This is a genomic window from Natronoarchaeum sp. GCM10025321 (assembly GCF_042663585.1).
Taxonomy (GTDB): domain Archaea; phylum Halobacteriota; class Halobacteria; order Halobacteriales; family Natronoarchaeaceae; genus Natranaeroarchaeum.
On sequence record NZ_JBHTAN010000006.1, the window covers coordinates 2,052,404 to 2,068,839 of the forward strand.

Here is a 16,436-nt window from a genome sequence, read left to right on the forward strand (position 1 = left end):
TCGCAAAAAGAACGATATCGGCTACTGGAAGCCGATGCGGCCGCCCTGTGGGCCACGTGGGTCGCTGCCGCCGCCTTTGAACTCCTCTTTCATCTGCTCGTAGTAGTCGAGGATGTCATCGGTGATCGTCGGCCGGACGTCTTCCAGCGCCAGTCGGAAGTGCCGCATCTCCACCGAGTCGGCGTCGTCGTCCTCGCGGAGGGCCTCGATGGCCGCCTCTCGCGCGATGGATTCGATGTCGCTACCGACGTAGCCGTCGGTGATCTCCGCGATCTCCCGGAGGCTGACATCGGCCGCGAGCGGCGTGTCATCGGTGTGGATGTTGAGGATCTGCTCTCGGCCTTCCACGTCCGGTTGACCGATCATCACGAGTCGGTCGAACCGGCCCGAGCGGATCAGCGCCGGGTCGATCATGTCCGGTCGGTTGGTCGCGCCGATCACCATCACCTCACCCATCTCTTCGAGGCCGTCGAGTTCGGTCAGTAGCTGGTTGACCACCCGCTCGGAGACGTTCGAGCCCATCTCCTGGCTTCGGGCAGGCGCGAGGCTGTCGAGTTCGTCGAAGAAGATGATCGTCGGTGCGACCTGCCGCGCTTTGCGGAACGTCTGGCGGATCGCTTTCTCGGACTCGCCGACCCACTTCGACAGGAGTTGCGGACCACGCACGCTGATGAAGTTGGCGTTGGTCTCGTTTGCCACCGCCTTCGCCATCAGCGTCTTCCCGGTACCTGGGGGCCCGTAGAGCAGGACGCCTTTGGGTGGCTCGACGCCCATCCGGGTGAACTTCTCCGGGCTAGACATGGGCCACTCGACGCTCTCCTGGACCTGCTGTTGGGCCTCTTCGAGTCCACCGACGTCGTCCCAACTGATCTTCGGGAGTTCGACGAGCACCTCCCGCATCGCAGACGGTTCGACTTCGTTCAGCGCGCCGCGGAAGTCCTTCCGCTTGACGATCATCCGGTCGATCAGGCTCGGCGGGATGTCCTCCTCGTCGAGATCGATCTCCGGCAGGTAGCGCCGGAGCGCCTTCATCGCCGCCTCCTTGGTCAGGCTCTCGATATCCGCGCCCACGAAGCCGTGGGTCTCGTCGGCGAGGTGCCCGAGGTTCACGTCGTCGCTGAGCGGCATCCCGCGGGTGTGGATCTGGAGGATCTCCTCTCGGCCCACCTCGTCGGGGACGCCGATCTCGATTTCGCGGTCGAACCGGCCCGGACGCCGGAGCGCGGGATCGACCGAGTCGACGCGGTTCGTCGCCGCGATGACGATGACCTGGCCCCGCGATTCGAGGCCGTCCATCATCGTCAGCAACTGGGCGACGACCCGACGCTCGACCTCACCGGTAACGTCCTCGCGCTTGGGTGCGATCGAGTCCAGTTCGTCGATGAAGATGATCGAGGGCGACTCCTCGGTGGCATCCTCGAATATCTCTCGTAACTGCTGTTCGGATTCCCCGTAGTACTTCGAGATGATCTCGGGTCCGGCGATAGAGAAGAAACTGGCGGAGGTCTCGTTGGCGACGGCTTTCGCGAGTAACGTCTTCCCGGTGCCCGGCGGCCCGTGGAGCAGCACGCCTTGTGGCGGTTCGATGCCGAGCTTTTTGAAGATCTGCGGGTGTTTCATCGGGAGTTCGACCATCTCCCGGACCCGCTGGATCTCGCTTTGCAGGCCCCCGATATCCTCGTAGGTGATGCCGCCACCGGTCTTCTCGAAGCCGCTGATCGGCTCCTCACGGAGTTCGACGTCGGTGTCTTCGGTGACGAGTACGACGCCTTCCGGTTCGGTCTCGACGGCGATTAGCGGGATTGCCTGGCCCGGTGATCGCATGAACGGATGGTTCGTGCTGGACATGACCGGCACGATATCACGCCCGACAACCGGCCGCTTGAGGATCTGACGTTTGACCATTCCGGCGGCGTCGGAGCCGAACTGCACGCTCGCCTCCTCCGGCGGTGCGAGCACGAGCGAGTCAGCCTTCTGGGCCTCGGCTTTCTGGATCGTGACGCGCTCGCCGATGCCGACGTCGGCGTTTTGCCGGGTGAACCCGTCGATCCGGACGGTGTCAGTGTTCCAGTCCTGCCGGTCCGCGCGCCAGACTTTGGCCGCGGTGGTATCTGCACCCTCTATTTCGATAATATCGCCAGGGCTAAGCTTGAGGTGCAATAGCGTATCCGGATCGAGACGAGCGATGCCACGCCCCGAGTCGTTGGGGTAGGCTTTCGCGACTTCCAGTTGAACTTCGTTCATATTTCCAGTGTACGGGGTCGTGTTGATTCTCCGTGACGGGGTCCGATATGTCTTTTGTTGGCTCGAACCGCACGCCGTGGACGACAGTTCTACCGTGCCGTATGTTAACATTCTTGTCTGGGTCGCCCGGCTACAAATGCGTAACGGCGTCGGCAGAAGAAAAACAGCGGCAAAACGTCCACTGGCCCGAACCCTTTTATAAGCGGATTCCCTATCAGTAGCAAGGACTTTTCATGAACGGTAACACTCCGTACGCCGGAACTCCGGGCACCACGCAGGCCGGGAAGCGCGCGACCGCCGATCTGTCCGACCTGACGGCGGCCCAGCGGCGCGTACTCCGGGAGAACGTAACCCAGATTGCCGCCCGGACGCGCTCGTTCCTTCCTGACGAGTACGTCGTCGACGCCGACGTCTCGCAAGCCGCTGGCGGTGCGAGAGCAACCGTCGCCGTACAACCGCCGGTCGGGCATCCGGTCAGTGCTGGTTTCACCCCGGAGGGCGACGACTTCGACGACGAACCGCTGATCACCGACGACGACGAGTTCGAGGTGGCGCGTGGACTCGCCGCTAGCGCGGCGCTACAGGTCAAACAGGCCGTGCAGGACGACGTGACGCCGACAGCGCGATAGCCAGCCCTGAGCAGTCTTTTAGTCGCGGCCGATTTAGCACTCGTATGAACACAGAGTACTGGCGTGCCGAACTGCCGCATCTCCTCGTCATCGTCCTGCTCGTCTTTGGCAGTGTCCAACTCGCCCAGATAGCGATTCCGGGCGGGTTGTCGTTCTGGGCGGGGCTCATAGTGGCGATGCTCGTCGGCCTGTTTTATCGCCCGACCGTCGAGCGGTTGGGCTATGCCCCCGACCACTGGGACTGACTCCTGACAGTGCTGTTCGCTCTCGAAGGCTATCTAACCCGCAGTATGATGGGGTTTGTGCTCCCCCCCGAAGGACGCTAGCGCAAGGCTCATACGCCCCAGATGTCTATGGCAGTTTGATGACTGACGCTCACTACGAATGTTCGGGATGTGGCCGGAAGCTGCATTACCAGACCACGAAACACAACGGCTGTCCGGACTGCGGGACCGTCCCGCTGCACAGCGCCGACTGAGATAGCGCGGGTGCGGTGCCCGTGCTACCTTTTCAGGGACGCTACTGGGGTCTGGAGGCGGCCACAGCGGTCGTAGTTTTTCATCGTAAATGATGTGATAGCGGTAGCGCCGCGGACGAGTGCCGATAGCCGCCGGACCGTCCAGTCGTTATTTGCCCCAGAACGGATCCCGACGCCGATGCTTGTCGAGATACATCTGCAGGGCGTCCCGTTCGTCCGGCGGGATGTCCTCTAGCAGTTCCTGTTCCAGGATCTTCGCGTGTTTCTCGGGGAGTTCCGTCCAGAGTTCGTCGCCCTCCTCGATCTGTCGGCCGACGGTCGGGCCATCGATAGCGATGCTCACACGGTCGCCCTTGCGGGCCTCGTCGACGTCCTCGCCGCCGTCCTGGATCCCTTTGAGTTGCCCGACGCGCTCGGGTTCTTTAGCCTCGAACCGGGCGACAGCCTTGTTGTTCTGGAGCGTTCCCGAGAGGATTTCGACGCCGACCACGGCGGGGTCGTTCTGCCGGAACGTGTGATCGGGCAGGATCTGGAAGCGAGCGGGGCGGGTGATCTTGTCGAGGATGGTCTCCTGCTGTGCCTGCTCGCGCTCCTCGACGAACTCCTCGTACTCCTCGATCAGCCGGTAGATGACGTCGCTCTGGAAGATCCGAACGTCCTCTTCCTCTGCTGCGGTGTGGGCGTCGGCGAGCACGTCGACATTGAACGCGAGGATCGCTTCGTGTAACGGATCCTCGGCGGTGCTGGCGACGGAGATATCACGCGGTGCGACGTCGCCGACCTCCGCGCGGACGATTGGCACCTCGGCCTCGTTGAGCGCGTTCGACATGGCTTCCAGACTGCCGAGCGTGTCGGCTTTGACGACGAGTCCCTGCTCCTCGGTGTCGACGGCGATGTCGGCGAGTTCGGCCTGCACCTCCTCGATCACCTCGTCGATTTCGCGGTCGCGGACAACTCGGACCGGCGCGCCGGACATCGCGTCGTCAAGGTCGGGCGCAGCGATCTTGATCCCCGCCGCGGCCTTCAGTTCCTCGACGTTCTCGAATCGGCTTTCGGTCCGGATCTCCGAGAGCGGCCGCGGTTTCAACAGCGCGCGGACGTCCGTGACGATGGTGCCGTCGGCCGCGCCGACGACTACCGTATCGTCCTCCTTGACTGTGCCGTCGTAGAGCACGACGTCGAGCGTCGTCCCGAAGCCTTTCTCCTCTTTGACTTCGAGCACGGTGCCAACGCCGGGGCCGGAGACGTCGATCTCCATGGCCTCTTTCATGTAGCGCTGGGACAGGCCCATCATCACCGTCAGCAGGTCGGGAATCCCCTCGCCGGTCATGGCGGAGACGGGGACGACGCCGACGTTGTTCTGGAAGTTCTGGACCCGCCAGTACAGATCGGCCGAAAAGCCCTTGTCGCTCAGTTGGCCGATGATCTCGTAGAGTTTCTCGTCGAGTGCCGAGCGCACGCGGTCGCTCTGTTTCTCGTACGTTTCCTGTACCGGGGCGTCCTCGTTCGGGTTCCAGCCGGGAACGGTATCGATCTTGTTCGCCGCGACGATGAAGGGCGTCTCCGAGCGTTTGAGGATCTCGATCGCCTCCACAGTCTGGGGCTGGAAGCCGTCGTTGACGTCGACGACGAGGATCGCGATATCCGCCAGTGCGCCGCCACGGGAGCGCAGCGTTGCGAAGGAGTGGTGTCCCGGCGTGTCGATGAACAGCAGGCCGGGCAGGTCGAAGTCCGTCGGGTCGACCAGATCGCCGGCGATCTCCGAGATGACGTCGAGCGGCACTGCTGTCGCGCCGATGTGCTGGGTAATCGCACCCGCTTCGCCCTCGATCACCGCCGAGCCGCGGACCTTGTCGAGTACGCTCGTCTTGCCGTGATCGACGTGTCCGAGGACGGCGACGATAGGCGTTCGAAGGGCGGCGTCCGTTGATGTTGTAGAGTCCGACATAGTGACCACCAGAGAAGGTTCTTGTTCGAAGCTACGGCGCGCAGCATTTATGCCTATCTTTTCCGACCGTGAGCGACCGCCGTCGGCCACGTCGCTCACGACTCGAAGAAGACGGAAGCAAACAAGTACCAGACACTCAAAGGGTCGGGTATGCACGCATTGCTCGGACTGCTCGCGGTGACGACGTTTGTCGACGACCTCAGCTCGGCGGCCGGGTACTTCGAGACTGCCGTGACGGTCGATCCGCTGTCGGCAATCCTTGTGGTCGTGGGTCAGCTACTCATTGCCGTCTCGATTCTCGTGTTCGGCTACCTCACGCTCCGCGCGGCACTCGACCTGGTTATTCCGGAATCGATCGGTCGAGCACCGCCCCAAGATGAGTGATCGCGGCGTCCTGATCCGGCCCTAGCGGCGTCCCGGCCACGAAGCCATCGGCGTACTCCATGATGGCGTCGATCCGCTCTTCGACGTCCTCGGGCGTTCCTGCGACCGAAAAGGCGTCGATCATCCCGGGCGTGACCGTCCCGAACGCTTCCTCGAAGTCGCCCCGCTCGATAGCTTCGCCGATGGCCGCCGCGCGCTCCTCGTCGATACCGTGTCGGTCCAGTACCGGCGGTGCCGCACCCGAGGTGATGAAGGCGACTGGCTGGCGCGCGAGTTCGCGGGCCACGTCGGCGTCCTCGTCGACGCTGACGCTCGCGTATGCGGCGAACTCGAACTCACCGCGCTCGTCGGGCCGGTCGGCCAGCCCTTTTTCGACCTGCTCGGCCGCCCACGCGAAGTCGTCGGGGTGGGAGGCGTTGTACAGCAGGCCGTCGGCGTGTTTCGCGCTCATGCGGAGCATGTGTGGGCCCTGCCCGCCGACGTAGACCGGAATCTCACCGTCGACGTCGTACTCCAGTCCGGCGTCTTTCGCGGTGAACGTGCCGTCGTGCTGGACGCGCTCGCCAGCCCAGAGGTCCTGGGCGACTTTGAACGACTCCAGCACGCGCCGGAGCGGCTTGTCGCGCTCGACCCCGAGCCCGGAGAGCGTGGACTTGTCGCCGGGGCCGATGCCAAAGACCGCGCGGTCGTCGCTGACTTCGTGCAGACTCGCCACCTGCGAGGCCAACTGGACCGGATGAACGACGTAGGGGTTGGCCGCCGCCGGGCCGACGCGGATCTCCTCGGTCGCCGCAGCGATCCGGTCGAGCGTCACGAACGGATCGCGATTGAAGTAGTGACACGCCGCAAACAGCGTGTCGAAGCCGTTTCGTTCGGCCGCCTGCGCGCGGTCGACGATCTCTACTACCGGATGATCGGGGGTGAGTTCGATGCCTTTCATACGTTCTCTGGTCTGCCTGTTACTCGTCGTAGCTCCACTGCCGCAGCGCTTGCTGAACGAAGTCGCCATCCACGTCGCGGAACAGTTCGTCGCTCCCGCCGTGGTCGCCGAAGACCCAGTCGCGGATCACGACGACGGGGGTTCCGCCCGCGCCTTCCCCGGCGACGAGGTTCGCCGTCGCCGCCAACTCGTCGACGACCGACTGGACCGTCACTTCGAGTTCGTGGCCGTCTCGGTCCTGCTCGCCGCGCCAGTCACGACTCGCGGGCATACCGTCCCAGCCGAGGGTGACGCCGCGCTGGCCGTGACGGAACGGCCGCCCGCAGGTGTCCGAGACGATTACCGGCACGTCGGTCGAAAGCCCCTCGCGAATCTCCGCGGCGCGCTCGGAGGGCTGTTCGGGAAGGAGCAGAATGTCGTGGCCGGGGACGTTCGAGCGGTCGATCCCCGCGTTCACGCTGATATGGCCGAAGTGGGTCTCGGTCAACAGGAAGGGGGCCTCCATCAGTAGCTCTCGGCTCTCCTCCAGGACTGCCTGGGCGAAGCGCGGGTCCTTCTCGTCGCCGGTGATCGCCGCCAGCCGATCCGCAATATCGGTCGCCCGCTCACCGGCCGGGAAGTCGCCCAGGTCGGCCGTCCGCCCTCGCGCCTTCGAGACGACCGTACTCGCGACCACGACCACGTCGTCCGGACGCAGGTCTATCCGCTCGTCGATCATCGCCGCCAGATCGTCTCCCTCCCGTATTTCCGGGAGGTCCGGCACCGGGAGCGCCTGCATACCCGCTTCTCGGCAGCGTGGAGGTAAAAGCGCGCGGATGGTGGAAAGCACGTCCGCTGTCGAAGGCCGGATCGGCGGCGTCCCCGATGCAGACTGAACCGATCCAGTCGGCTACCGGGTGGTATTTCACCGGCGGGTCGGTACGTAGCGGTATGAATTTGCAACGACCGCGCCGGCCACGGGGATTCCGTATCGCCGACTCCGCCCAGCAGATCGTCGGCGGATTTCTGCTCGCCGGGCCGTTCGTCGTGACCGAGGAGGTCTGGGTGCTGGCGTCGAACATGAGCATTCTGCAAGCGATCCTGACGATGGGAATCGTGTTCGCGATCGGCTATGCGACGCTGTACAAAGCGGATACGAACCGTGATGCCGACGCCGAGCAACAGGTCGCCGGCATTCCGATCCGATTCCTGTCGCTGATGCTGGTCTCGTTCGGATCGGTGACGATCCTGGCGCTGCTGTTCGACGCGCCAGATACGTTCGTGGACGAGGCCGCGTCGACCGCTGAACTGGTTCAGGTCACGATCACGGCGATCAGCGTGGGATCGGTCTTCAGCGTCGTCGGCGCGGCGACGGCCGACAGCGTCTTCTCCCGATAGAGACTCTTCGCAGTGCATCGAAAACGGTACCAGAGCGGCAGGCCTTCCTCCGACCATGACCACACGCGTCTGTGTCTTCCTCCGTCATGGTGGGCAAGTGCTCGCCGAACGTCGTCCCGAGGACGGTGGGGAGGCGTCACGATGGGGTCTCCTCTCCGGTCAGTGCGACGACAGCGCGGCGGACGAACCGATCGCATCGGCACGGCAGATACTGCGCGAGGACATCGGTATCGCCGACGGGGTCGAACTCGTCCGGACCGGGTCGCCCGTCGAGACCGAGGAGGGCACGCGCAGTCCGGTACTGTTCGATCTGGACGAGGCGACGGCCGCCGGTTCAGTCGTCGAGTCGAACGAACGCCGCCAGTGGATCTCGCCGACAGTCTTGCTCCACGAGGACGCCGCCCCGGGGTGCTGGGAGGCCTACGAACGCGTCGCCCCGACGGTCCGATCGGTCACTGCGGACGACGACCACGGTGCGGCGTATCTCTCCGTTCGCGCACTCGAAATCCTCCGGGACCGGGCCGCCCTGCTGGCTGCTGAAGGTGACGCTGACGCGGACGAACTCCTCGACCTCGGGAGGCGCTTGCTCCGCGCCCGCCCGAGCATGGCAGTGCTTCGGAACCGGGTGAACCGGGCACTGAACGAGGCGACCGAAGGAGACGGCGAACAGGAGTCTGGCACCGTCAGCGAGGCCGAAGCGACGACGCCAGCCACGCGCGTCGAGCACGCCGCGACGGAGGGCATCGAACGGGCACTCGCGGCGGATGCCGACGCGGCGCGGGAAGCGGCCGACCTGCTCGGCGGCGACAGCGTGCTCACGCTCTCGCGCTCGGGCACGGTGCTCGCGACGCTCCGGCGTGCCGATCCGGGAGCCGTCTTCGTCGCGGAGTCCCGGCCAGCACGGGAGGGCGTCGACGTCGCCGAGACGCTCGTAGAGTCCGTCGGGGTTCCCGTCACGGTTCATACGGACGCCGCCGTCGGGCACGTGCTGGCGACCGAAGATATCGACGCCGTGCTGGTCGGCGCGGACACCGTCCTGCCGGACGGGCGCGTCGTCAACAAGACCGGCACCCGCGTTGCCGCGCTGGCGGCCGCCCGCGAGGGGGTTCCTGTCTACACCGTCGCGGCGAGCGACAAGATCAGCCACGAGGACTCGGTCAACCTCGAAACCGGGATCGCCACCGCGGTGTACGACGGTGACGCTAACCTCGACGTTCGGAATCCGACGTTCGACGTCACGCCGGGCGAGTTGGTGACGGGCGTCGTCACCGAACGCGGACGACTCGATGAAGAGGACGTCGCCGCAGTTGCCGAAGAGCACGCCGCCGCCGCGGAGTGGCAGAACCCGCCCGAAGACGGAACACGGGAGCCTGCTGAAGCCGAATGGGAGGACCACTGAAAACGGCGGGTGGCGGGACTGCGAACGGCGAGGGGGAAGACTGGACGGGACCACGAACCGGAAGGCCGAACCTGAAGACGCAACAGTAAAACGCCGCCACGGTCTACCGTCGAGGGGCGGCAGTGACGAAGGTTACCCCCACCGAGCCCCTTGTGACGACACCTTACACCGAGCCGCCTTCTTACATCTCGTGAGTGGCGATGCTCTCCGGTAGGCTTATTCGCGCCGTGACACGACTGTAACCTCATGCCAACAGCCGAGTCGACGGTCACAGTTCACAGGGATGTCCCGTACCGGGAGGTGGCTGGCGAGACGCTAAGGCTCGACATCTACGAGCCAACCGACCGCAAGGGCCCCCTCCCCGTGGCCGTCCTCGTCCGTGGGGGCGGGTTCGTCATCGGCGACAAGGGCGAGTTCGCCCGACACGCCATCGACTTTGCGAGCGATGGCTTCCTCGCAATCGAGCCACAGTACCGACTCGCCCCGGAGTGGCCGTTTCCGGCGGCTCTCTCCGACGTTCGGGCAGCGGTCGAGTGGGTCCGGGACGAGGGGAAGCAGTACGACGCCGATCCGGACCGTCTCGCCGGGGTCGGCCACTCCGCGGGGGCGAATCTGGTCGCGCTCGCGGCGGCAACCGCCAACGGCGCTGAAGAGGCGGACGCGTCGCCACTCGCCGCAGTCGTCGGCTATTCGGGTATCTACGACTTCCGGGCGTTCGACACCGCCGAGTTCGACCCCGACGAACCCGACATCCACGCGCAGTATCTCGGCGGAACCATCAAAGAGGTCCCGGAGACGTACGAGCGCGCCTCGCCCGCCGCGCGGATCGACGACTCGACGCCGCCGACGCTGTTGCTCCACGGGGCCGACGACGACGTACTACCGGCGGCGCAGTCCGAACAGTTCGCCGACGCACTCGCGCCCGTAACCGATGTCGAGTTCGACGAACTGCCGACCGATCACGGTCTGCCGTTCCACGGGGCGACCTACGACCGCGTGTACGAGCGCACTCGCACGTTCCTCCACGAGCACGGCCTCGACGGGTAGGTCCTTACCCCGCGCTCGGTATCCCGTGCGTGCGGTCGAACACGGTCACAGCCGCCTTGAACAGGGCGAGCAGGACCGGGCCGAGGAACAGCCCCATGACCCCTAGCAGGTAGATACCGCCCAGGACGCCGATCAGCACGATTGCCGGGTGGATCCCCGACCCCACATCGACGAGGATCGCCCGGAGATACTCGTCGACGACCGCGAGGACCGACAGCCCGTAGACCAGCAGGATCACCGCTCCGACCGGATCCCCGACGACGATGAGGTAGCCGACCATCGGCCCCCAGACGAGCCAGATACCGATCAACGGCAAAACCGAGAGGATCACCATAACCACTGCCCAGAACGCGGCGTTGGAGATGCCGAGCACCCACAGGCCAAGCCCGCCGAGGATCCCCTCCGCGATTGCGACCAGCAGATGGCTCCCGACGACGGCCCAGATTACGCGCGACATCTCCTCGTACAGTTCGTCCTGAACGTCCCCGGAAAGGGGGGTTACCTGACGGGTCCAGTCGAGTAGTTCGGTGCCGTCGACCAGAAAGTAGTACAGCAGGAAGGCGAGTATCAACACGCCGGTCCCGACTTCGACCGTCGTATCGAGCAGTCCGAGCGTCTGCGTGAGGAGAATATCCGTCGACGCGTCGAGCAGGCCCTCGAACTCCGCCAGGACCGCCGACTCGAACTCTGCGACCTGTTCGGGTTGGGCACCCAGATCCTCGAGGAGGAAGCGCCTGATCGAATCAATGAACGCGGACAGTTGGCTCCCCTGTAGTTCGGTGAGAAACGAGATTGTCGTATCGATGATGATCAGTGACAGTATCAGAAGGGGCACGATTGCCACCACGAACGTGACAGCAGTGAGGAAGCCGGCGGACAGTCGCTGACCGATCCGGTCGGCTAGCCGCTCGTGGAGGGGAAAGAGCACGAATGCGATCAGTCCGGCGGCGAGTACGTACTGGAGGAACGGATCCACGAGCAGGAAGCCGATCACCCCGAGCACGGCGACCAGGAGGGCAAAGAACGCGGTTCGAACGTCCATATTCCGAACTCATAACAGAGCTATGTAAACGTTGAGATATTGGTAGGTGCTGTAGCCGAGACTTTTTGCGCCGGCGCGTGGACATCACAGTCGATGCCCTCGCTCGCCGAACTCACCGATGCGCTCGACGGAATCGTCTACGAGGAGACCCAGCGACGCGACCACGGGATCGATCTCACCGTCGCCGAGGTGTACGAGGTCGATACCCCTGGTCGAGTCGACTTCGGGGGCGGCGAACTTGCCGAGGCCGAACTCGCTCCGCACGACCGGACGTGGCGACAGGGGGACGACGAGTACCAGTGGTGGCATCTCGACGCCGGGCAGTACCTGATCGAGTACAACGAGCGACTGTCGGTGGACGAACGCGTAGTTCTACAGGTGCGCGATGAACTCCGTGCTCGCGGGGCCGCGCACCCGACCCTGCACGTCGACGAACTCTCACTGGTTCCGTTATCGGTCGGCGGGGGCGGTCTCCGACTGAAAGAGAACGCGAGAGTGTCAACATTGCTGGCAGACGGATGAGGTCGATCCGGAGATAGGAAGTACATCTGTCCAATATTTAATGGCAAAACAAGACATATATTCAATATAGGGGAAGCTGTTTTCTGCCCCTGTGGTCTACTTCCGCGTGCGTGCTGGATGGCACGCACATTCGTCTTCCGGTGTTCCACTTCACCGGGCGACAGCGGGGGGACGGCTGGCTTCCGACAGCTCCGACTGGCCTCCGATGGCCGCTCCCCCGCCTCGCACGTTCGTTCGCTCAGTCACTGCCCGGTGTGGCAGTCGGTTCGTCCACATCCACTTCGTTGTCCGTCCAGGTCCCCCTGAGGAACCAGAGGCCAGTCGTGACAGCGCTGGCGACGTAGGAGAACGCCATGGCGTACCAGACACCGATTACGCCGAGATCCGTGTAGACCACCAGGAAGTACGCGACAGGAATCCGGTAGATCCAGAGCTCCTGGATTGACAGAAACATGGCCGTTCGCGTCGACCCGCTCCCACGGAACGCCCCGAGGACGACCTGGAAGATGCCGAGAAAGGCGAAGGTCGGTGCGGCGATGACGAGATACGCCGAACTGACCTCGATCACGCCCGCGGCACCCTCACCTGTAATGAACACGCCGGTAATCGGTTCGGCGTAGGTGTACGCCACGACGCCGACGAGGGAGAACACGCCGACGATAATTGCACTGCTCATGCCGACCGCCTGTTTTGCCCGCTTGATCTGGTTGGCCCCGAGGTTCTGTCCGACCGCCGTCTCCGTTCCTCGTGCCAGGCCCATCGCGGGAAGGAAAACGAGCGAAGCGAGTCGCTGGACGATACCGTACGCGGCGACGGCGTCGGTGCCAGCGATGGCGACAATCGCCGTCAGCGCCGTGATCCCGAAGGAGCGAAAGCCCTGCTCGCCCGCAGTCGGCAGGCCGAGATCGACGATCTTGCGGACGGTTGTCCGCTTCGGGCGGAGGTCAGACAGCGACGGTTTGAGGCCGGTACGGCCACTGAACAGGAGATACATGCCGATCATCGCCGCCGCTCCGCGCGAGAGGATCGTCGCAACTGCCGCGCCGGCGACGCCCCAGCCCTCGAAGCCGGTCGCCTCGTAGAGCCACGCTTCCAGCGCAAGGCCGTCGAGACCCGGTATCGCGGTGAGCCACGCGAACAACACGTTGTCGTCGAACCCGAGGATGAATATCGGATCGACGAGGAGGTTGACCGCGACGCTGACGATCATCAGGTACAGCGGCGTCTTCGTGTCACCCCAGCCACGCATCAGCGCGTCGAATATGAAGAACCAGAACATGAACTGCACCCCGAGGAAGATGATACGCGTGTATTGGACTGCGTAGGCGTAGGCGTCGGTGCCGGGATTCGCGCCGACGAACTGCATAAGCGTCGGGGTGAGCAGATAGCCAAGGACCGCACAGAGGACGGACAGCAGTGTGACAAAGGAGATAGTCTGCCCGGCGACGTGGTGGGACTGGCTCTCGTTGCCTGCCCCCTTGTTCTGGGCGATCAGTACGGTGCCCGCGACGGTGAACCCGCCCGCCACGCTGACCATCAGGAAGATGATCGCGAAGGAGTACGACAGCGCCGCGACGGCGTCAGAGCCGACGCGCCCGACCCAGAACGTGTCCGCGAGGTTGTATCCGACCTGCAGGAGTTGCGTGAGGATGATCGGGGACGCGAGCATGATCAGGGGCTTCAGTAGCTTCCCGTCGACGACGTCTACCGATCGGTCCCCGCTTTCACCCATTCGACGCTACTGCCCCTTCCCAGTTGTGTCGTCTGTCCCGTCGACGAGTAGGCCCTCGACGAACTGTTCTTCTAGCTGGTCGCGGACTCCACGGGTGTATTCGGGGTCGTCGAGCGTGATCTGGCGCGTCCGCGCGCCGTCAAGCGTCGCAACAAGGAGCCGTGCGGTTGCGGCGGGGTCGACCTCCCGGAACACACCTTGCTCGATCCCATTCTGGATGATGTCGGCGACCGTCGATCGGAGTACCTCGTCACTGCGCGCGAGTTGTTCGCGATAGGCCTCGTTGAACGGCCCTCGGGACCGGAGTTCTAGCAGGGCGAGATGGAGCGCCGCTCGCTCGTCCTCTTCGGGTGCGAACTCCCACAGATCGAGATACTCCCGGAGTCGGTCGGCGGGCGAGTTCTCCTCGCTCGGTGCGACGACCTCCTCGAACTCGGTGATCAAATGGTCGATAAACGCCACCAGCAGGTCTTCTTTCGTGTCGAAGTGGTAGTGCAGGAGCGAGGTGCTCTTGCCAGCCTCGTCGGCGATATGTTGCATCGTGAGGTCGGCGTAGCCGTGCTCGCAGAGGGCGCGATAGGTCGCGTCCATGATTTCCTCGCGCGTATCTGCTGCGGCGTCGGAGCCGTTCGGTGTGTCGGCCATCCTGACTGACTAGTCAGTTAGTGAACGGTAAACGGCTTTCGGAGTCGGACGATAGCGTTGTGGAGGACGGCAAGCGACCGAGACGCATCACTGCTGGTTCTACTGTGGCTACACGTCTACCAGTCTGGACCGCCACCGATCACTCCAAAAGCACAGACAGCTCCGCACCGCCGGGTGCGTCGACGTCAGTTGGAGCGTCGCCAGTCAGGAGCCGCCTCCAGCCTGGGAATTGCCGATTCGAGTTCCGATCGGATCGCGCCGTAAAAGCGCTCTCGGCCCACAGGCGTCTCCACGCGAATGATGACGGTAGTGCTTGTGACCTCGAAAATCGACATCACCCATCGCCTGCTTGCCTGCTCCCAGCGACAGAGCAGTGTCGACTCATCGTCGTCGACGGTACGCGATCCTAACTCCCAGCTCTGTCGTGACAGATGGGAGAAGTCGTACGGTACGGCGCCCGGGAGAGATACAGGGTCGTCGCCGTCACAGGGACTGGCACGTACTACCATGATGATACGTTCGTATCGCAAAAGCAAAAATATGGGTATTCGCTCGCGAGACGCTCGAACCACACTTCTTCGGGCAGCCACCCCCCGTCAACCTCGATATCCTCACCGACCTTTTTTGACTCGGGTGTGCAGGCACACCGCTCGCAAAAAAATCTCGGCCAAAAATCCGAAGCGCACCGCGCTTCGGTGAACTCGCTCGCTCCGCTCACGAGACGCTCGAACTACACTTCCTCGGGCAGCCACCCCCCGTCAACCTCGATATTCTCTCCGCTGATATATCCGCTGTCCTCGTCAAGGAAAAAGAACATCGCCTGTGACATGTCCTCGAAGCCGGCGGGCCGTCCCCGTGGGAGTTCGTCGGGGAACTCCGCCGAGTTCTCGACGACGTAGGGGGAGATGGCGTTGACAGTGATGCCGTCGTCAGCCGTGTCGGCCGCGAGCATCCGGGTGAACATCAACACGCCGGCTTTGGCCATGAAGTAGGGGGCGTTCTTCGGGTTTATCAGTCCCTTCTCGCTGGAGGCGTAGCCAACGTTGACGATGCGGCCGTAGGACTGCTCGTGCATCGCCGGTAGTGCGCGACGCGAGCAGAGATAGGTCGCGTTGACGTTCGTATCGAAGACGCCCTGCCACGTCTCGTAGTCCATCTCCGTCCAGTGGACGGGCGCAAACGCCCCGACGTTGTTGACCAGTACGTCGACGGCGCCGAGTTCGGCCTCGACGGCGTCGAAGATATCGTCCACGTCCGCTGGCACCGTGACGTCGCCCTGCACGACTGTCGTATCGCTTGCGCCGCGCTCTTCGGCCCGCCCGGCAACAGTCGCCGCGGCGTCGTCACTCGTGTTGTAGTGGACCGCCGTCTTCGCGCCGCGGTCGGCCATCGCAAGCAGTAGTTCACGGCCGACGCCGCGGGCGCTCCCCGTGACCAGCACCGTCTGCCCGTCGAGATCAGGATCGATCATATCTGGTCCAGGGGTTCGAGAGCAAAAGAACACGGTCTTTGTGCGGGATATCTCCACGTCAGTATATTTAACACGGTTGCAAGAGAATAGCCCTGTATGACACTGAAATCAGTTCTCGTCGCAGTCGGACCTGGCGACGCCGAACGGGCCGAAGAGATCGCAGAAGCAGCCATCGAAGTTGCCGGGCCCGCCGACGCCACAGTCTCCCTGGCACACGTATTTACCGACGACGAGTATCAGGACGTCCTCGACCAACTCGAGTTCGACACTGAACTGTCGGAAGTCTCGGCGGACGACACTGCCCAGCGCCACGCCACCATCCGCTCGCTCTCGGACTTGCTAGAAGAGCAGGAGATCAGATACGAGATTCGTGGCGCAGTCGGACCGCACGGCGAGACCATCGTCGATCTGGCTAAAGAGACCGATGCGGACCGCGTCATCGTCGGAGGCCGAAAACGGTCGCCGACCGGCAAAGCGGTGTTCGGTAGCACCGCACAGCACGTCATGCTCAACTCCCCGTCTCCCGTCACGTTCGTTCGTGAACAGTAGACCGGTATTGGCTCGCCGTCGGTGAGCGG

Annotated in this window: 17 protein-coding genes; 8 read left to right on the top strand and 9 right to left on the bottom strand. The window is 64.0% G+C overall.

From position 1 onward, the window contains the following. Positions 1 to 21 precede the first annotated feature (21 nt). Positions 22 to 2,244: a CDC48 family AAA ATPase gene (locus ACFQL3_RS13315; RefSeq protein ID WP_377055073.1), complete on the bottom strand. Its 2,223-nt coding sequence runs from the start codon at positions 2,242 to 2,244 to the stop codon at positions 22 to 24. Positions 2,245 to 2,477: 233 nt separating this feature from the next. On the opposite strand from ACFQL3_RS13315, the gene ACFQL3_RS13320 reads away from it, so the two are divergent. After that, positions 2,478 to 2,873 carry a DUF5811 family protein gene (locus tag ACFQL3_RS13320; RefSeq protein ID WP_377055075.1) on the top strand — a complete coding sequence of 132 codons (396 nt, stop codon included), beginning with the start codon at positions 2,478 to 2,480 and terminating at the stop codon, positions 2,871 to 2,873. Between the two features lie 44 nt (positions 2,874 to 2,917). Beyond that, the gene (locus tag ACFQL3_RS13325; RefSeq protein ID WP_377055077.1) at positions 2,918 to 3,118 is read left to right on the top strand and encodes a hypothetical protein; all 201 of its coding nucleotides are present in this window, start codon (positions 2,918 to 2,920) and stop codon (positions 3,116 to 3,118) included. A gap of 381 nt (positions 3,119 to 3,499) precedes the next feature. Here the strand turns inward: ACFQL3_RS13325 and infB are convergent, their stop codons facing one another. Continuing rightward, positions 3,500 to 5,299, bottom strand: a complete 1,800-nt coding sequence (gene infB / locus ACFQL3_RS13330; RefSeq protein WP_377055079.1) for a translation initiation factor IF-2 — start codon at positions 5,297 to 5,299, stop codon at positions 3,500 to 3,502. 150 nt (positions 5,300 to 5,449) lie between these two features. Here infB and ACFQL3_RS13335 point away from each other — a divergent pair, with 150 nt between their 5' ends. Next, positions 5,450 to 5,683 (top strand): hypothetical protein, encoded by a 234-nt coding sequence (locus ACFQL3_RS13335; protein ID WP_377055081.1) that lies wholly within the window; start codon positions 5,450 to 5,452, stop codon positions 5,681 to 5,683. On the opposite strand, the gene ACFQL3_RS13340 is transcribed toward ACFQL3_RS13335, so the two are convergent. After that, on the bottom strand, positions 5,640 to 6,623 hold the full coding sequence (locus ACFQL3_RS13340) for a 5,10-methylenetetrahydromethanopterin reductase (RefSeq protein ID WP_377055083.1): 984 nt from the start codon (positions 6,621 to 6,623) through the stop codon (positions 5,640 to 5,642). The genes ACFQL3_RS13335 and ACFQL3_RS13340 overlap by 44 nt on opposite strands. Before the next feature lie 19 nt (positions 6,624 to 6,642). Continuing rightward, positions 6,643 to 7,401 carry a coenzyme F420-0:L-glutamate ligase gene (locus ACFQL3_RS13345; RefSeq protein WP_377055085.1) on the bottom strand — a complete coding sequence of 253 codons (759 nt, stop codon included), beginning with the start codon at positions 7,399 to 7,401 and terminating at the stop codon, positions 6,643 to 6,645. A 152-nt stretch (positions 7,402 to 7,553) separates the two neighbouring features. On the opposite strand from ACFQL3_RS13345, the gene ACFQL3_RS13350 reads away from it, so the two are divergent. The 3 genes from ACFQL3_RS13350 to ACFQL3_RS13360 all read left to right on the top strand — a co-directional run bounded on the left by ACFQL3_RS13350 (position 7,554) and on the right by ACFQL3_RS13360 (position 10,446). After that, positions 7,554 to 8,000, top strand: coding sequence for a DUF2391 domain-containing protein (locus ACFQL3_RS13350; RefSeq protein WP_377055087.1), 447 nt, complete (start codon positions 7,554 to 7,556; stop codon positions 7,998 to 8,000). A 55-nt stretch (positions 8,001 to 8,055) separates the two neighbouring features. Then, complete coding sequence (locus tag ACFQL3_RS13355; protein WP_377055089.1) at positions 8,056 to 9,399, top strand: initiation factor 2B; 1,344 nt, start codon at positions 8,056 to 8,058, stop codon at positions 9,397 to 9,399. Positions 9,400 to 9,645: 246 nt separating this feature from the next. Then, the gene (locus tag ACFQL3_RS13360; RefSeq protein WP_377055091.1) at positions 9,646 to 10,446 is read left to right on the top strand and encodes an alpha/beta fold hydrolase; all 801 of its coding nucleotides are present in this window, start codon (positions 9,646 to 9,648) and stop codon (positions 10,444 to 10,446) included. A 4-nt stretch (positions 10,447 to 10,450) separates the two neighbouring features. Here the strand turns inward: ACFQL3_RS13360 and ACFQL3_RS13365 are convergent, their stop codons facing one another. Beyond that, positions 10,451 to 11,488 (bottom strand): AI-2E family transporter, encoded by a 1,038-nt coding sequence (locus ACFQL3_RS13365; RefSeq protein WP_377055093.1) that lies wholly within the window; start codon positions 11,486 to 11,488, stop codon positions 10,451 to 10,453. 93 nt (positions 11,489 to 11,581) lie between these two features. Between ACFQL3_RS13365 and ACFQL3_RS13370 the strand changes: the two genes are divergently transcribed. Further along, positions 11,582 to 12,010, top strand: coding sequence for a dCTP deaminase (locus ACFQL3_RS13370; RefSeq protein ID WP_377055095.1), 429 nt, complete (start codon positions 11,582 to 11,584; stop codon positions 12,008 to 12,010). A 238-nt stretch (positions 12,011 to 12,248) separates the two neighbouring features. On the opposite strand, the gene ACFQL3_RS13375 is transcribed toward ACFQL3_RS13370, so the two are convergent. The 4 genes from ACFQL3_RS13375 to ACFQL3_RS13390 all read right to left on the bottom strand — a co-directional run bounded on the left by ACFQL3_RS13375 (position 12,249) and on the right by ACFQL3_RS13390 (position 15,858). Next, positions 12,249 to 13,742, bottom strand: a complete 1,494-nt coding sequence (locus tag ACFQL3_RS13375) for an MATE family efflux transporter (protein WP_377055097.1) — start codon at positions 13,740 to 13,742, stop codon at positions 12,249 to 12,251. Between the two features lie 6 nt (positions 13,743 to 13,748). After that, positions 13,749 to 14,387 (bottom strand): TetR/AcrR family transcriptional regulator, encoded by a 639-nt coding sequence (locus tag ACFQL3_RS13380; RefSeq protein ID WP_377055099.1) that lies wholly within the window; start codon positions 14,385 to 14,387, stop codon positions 13,749 to 13,751. Between the two features lie 185 nt (positions 14,388 to 14,572). Further along, the gene (locus ACFQL3_RS13385) at positions 14,573 to 14,896 is read right to left on the bottom strand and encodes a hypothetical protein (protein ID WP_377055101.1); all 324 of its coding nucleotides are present in this window, start codon (positions 14,894 to 14,896) and stop codon (positions 14,573 to 14,575) included. Positions 14,897 to 15,117: 221 nt separating this feature from the next. Continuing rightward, positions 15,118 to 15,858: an SDR family NAD(P)-dependent oxidoreductase gene (locus tag ACFQL3_RS13390; protein ID WP_377055103.1), complete on the bottom strand. Its 741-nt coding sequence runs from the start codon at positions 15,856 to 15,858 to the stop codon at positions 15,118 to 15,120. 96 nt (positions 15,859 to 15,954) lie between these two features. Here ACFQL3_RS13390 and ACFQL3_RS13395 point away from each other — a divergent pair, with 96 nt between their 5' ends. Beyond that, positions 15,955 to 16,407: a universal stress protein gene (locus ACFQL3_RS13395; protein ID WP_377055105.1), complete on the top strand. Its 453-nt coding sequence runs from the start codon at positions 15,955 to 15,957 to the stop codon at positions 16,405 to 16,407. The last annotated feature ends 29 nt before the right edge of the window (positions 16,408 to 16,436 follow it).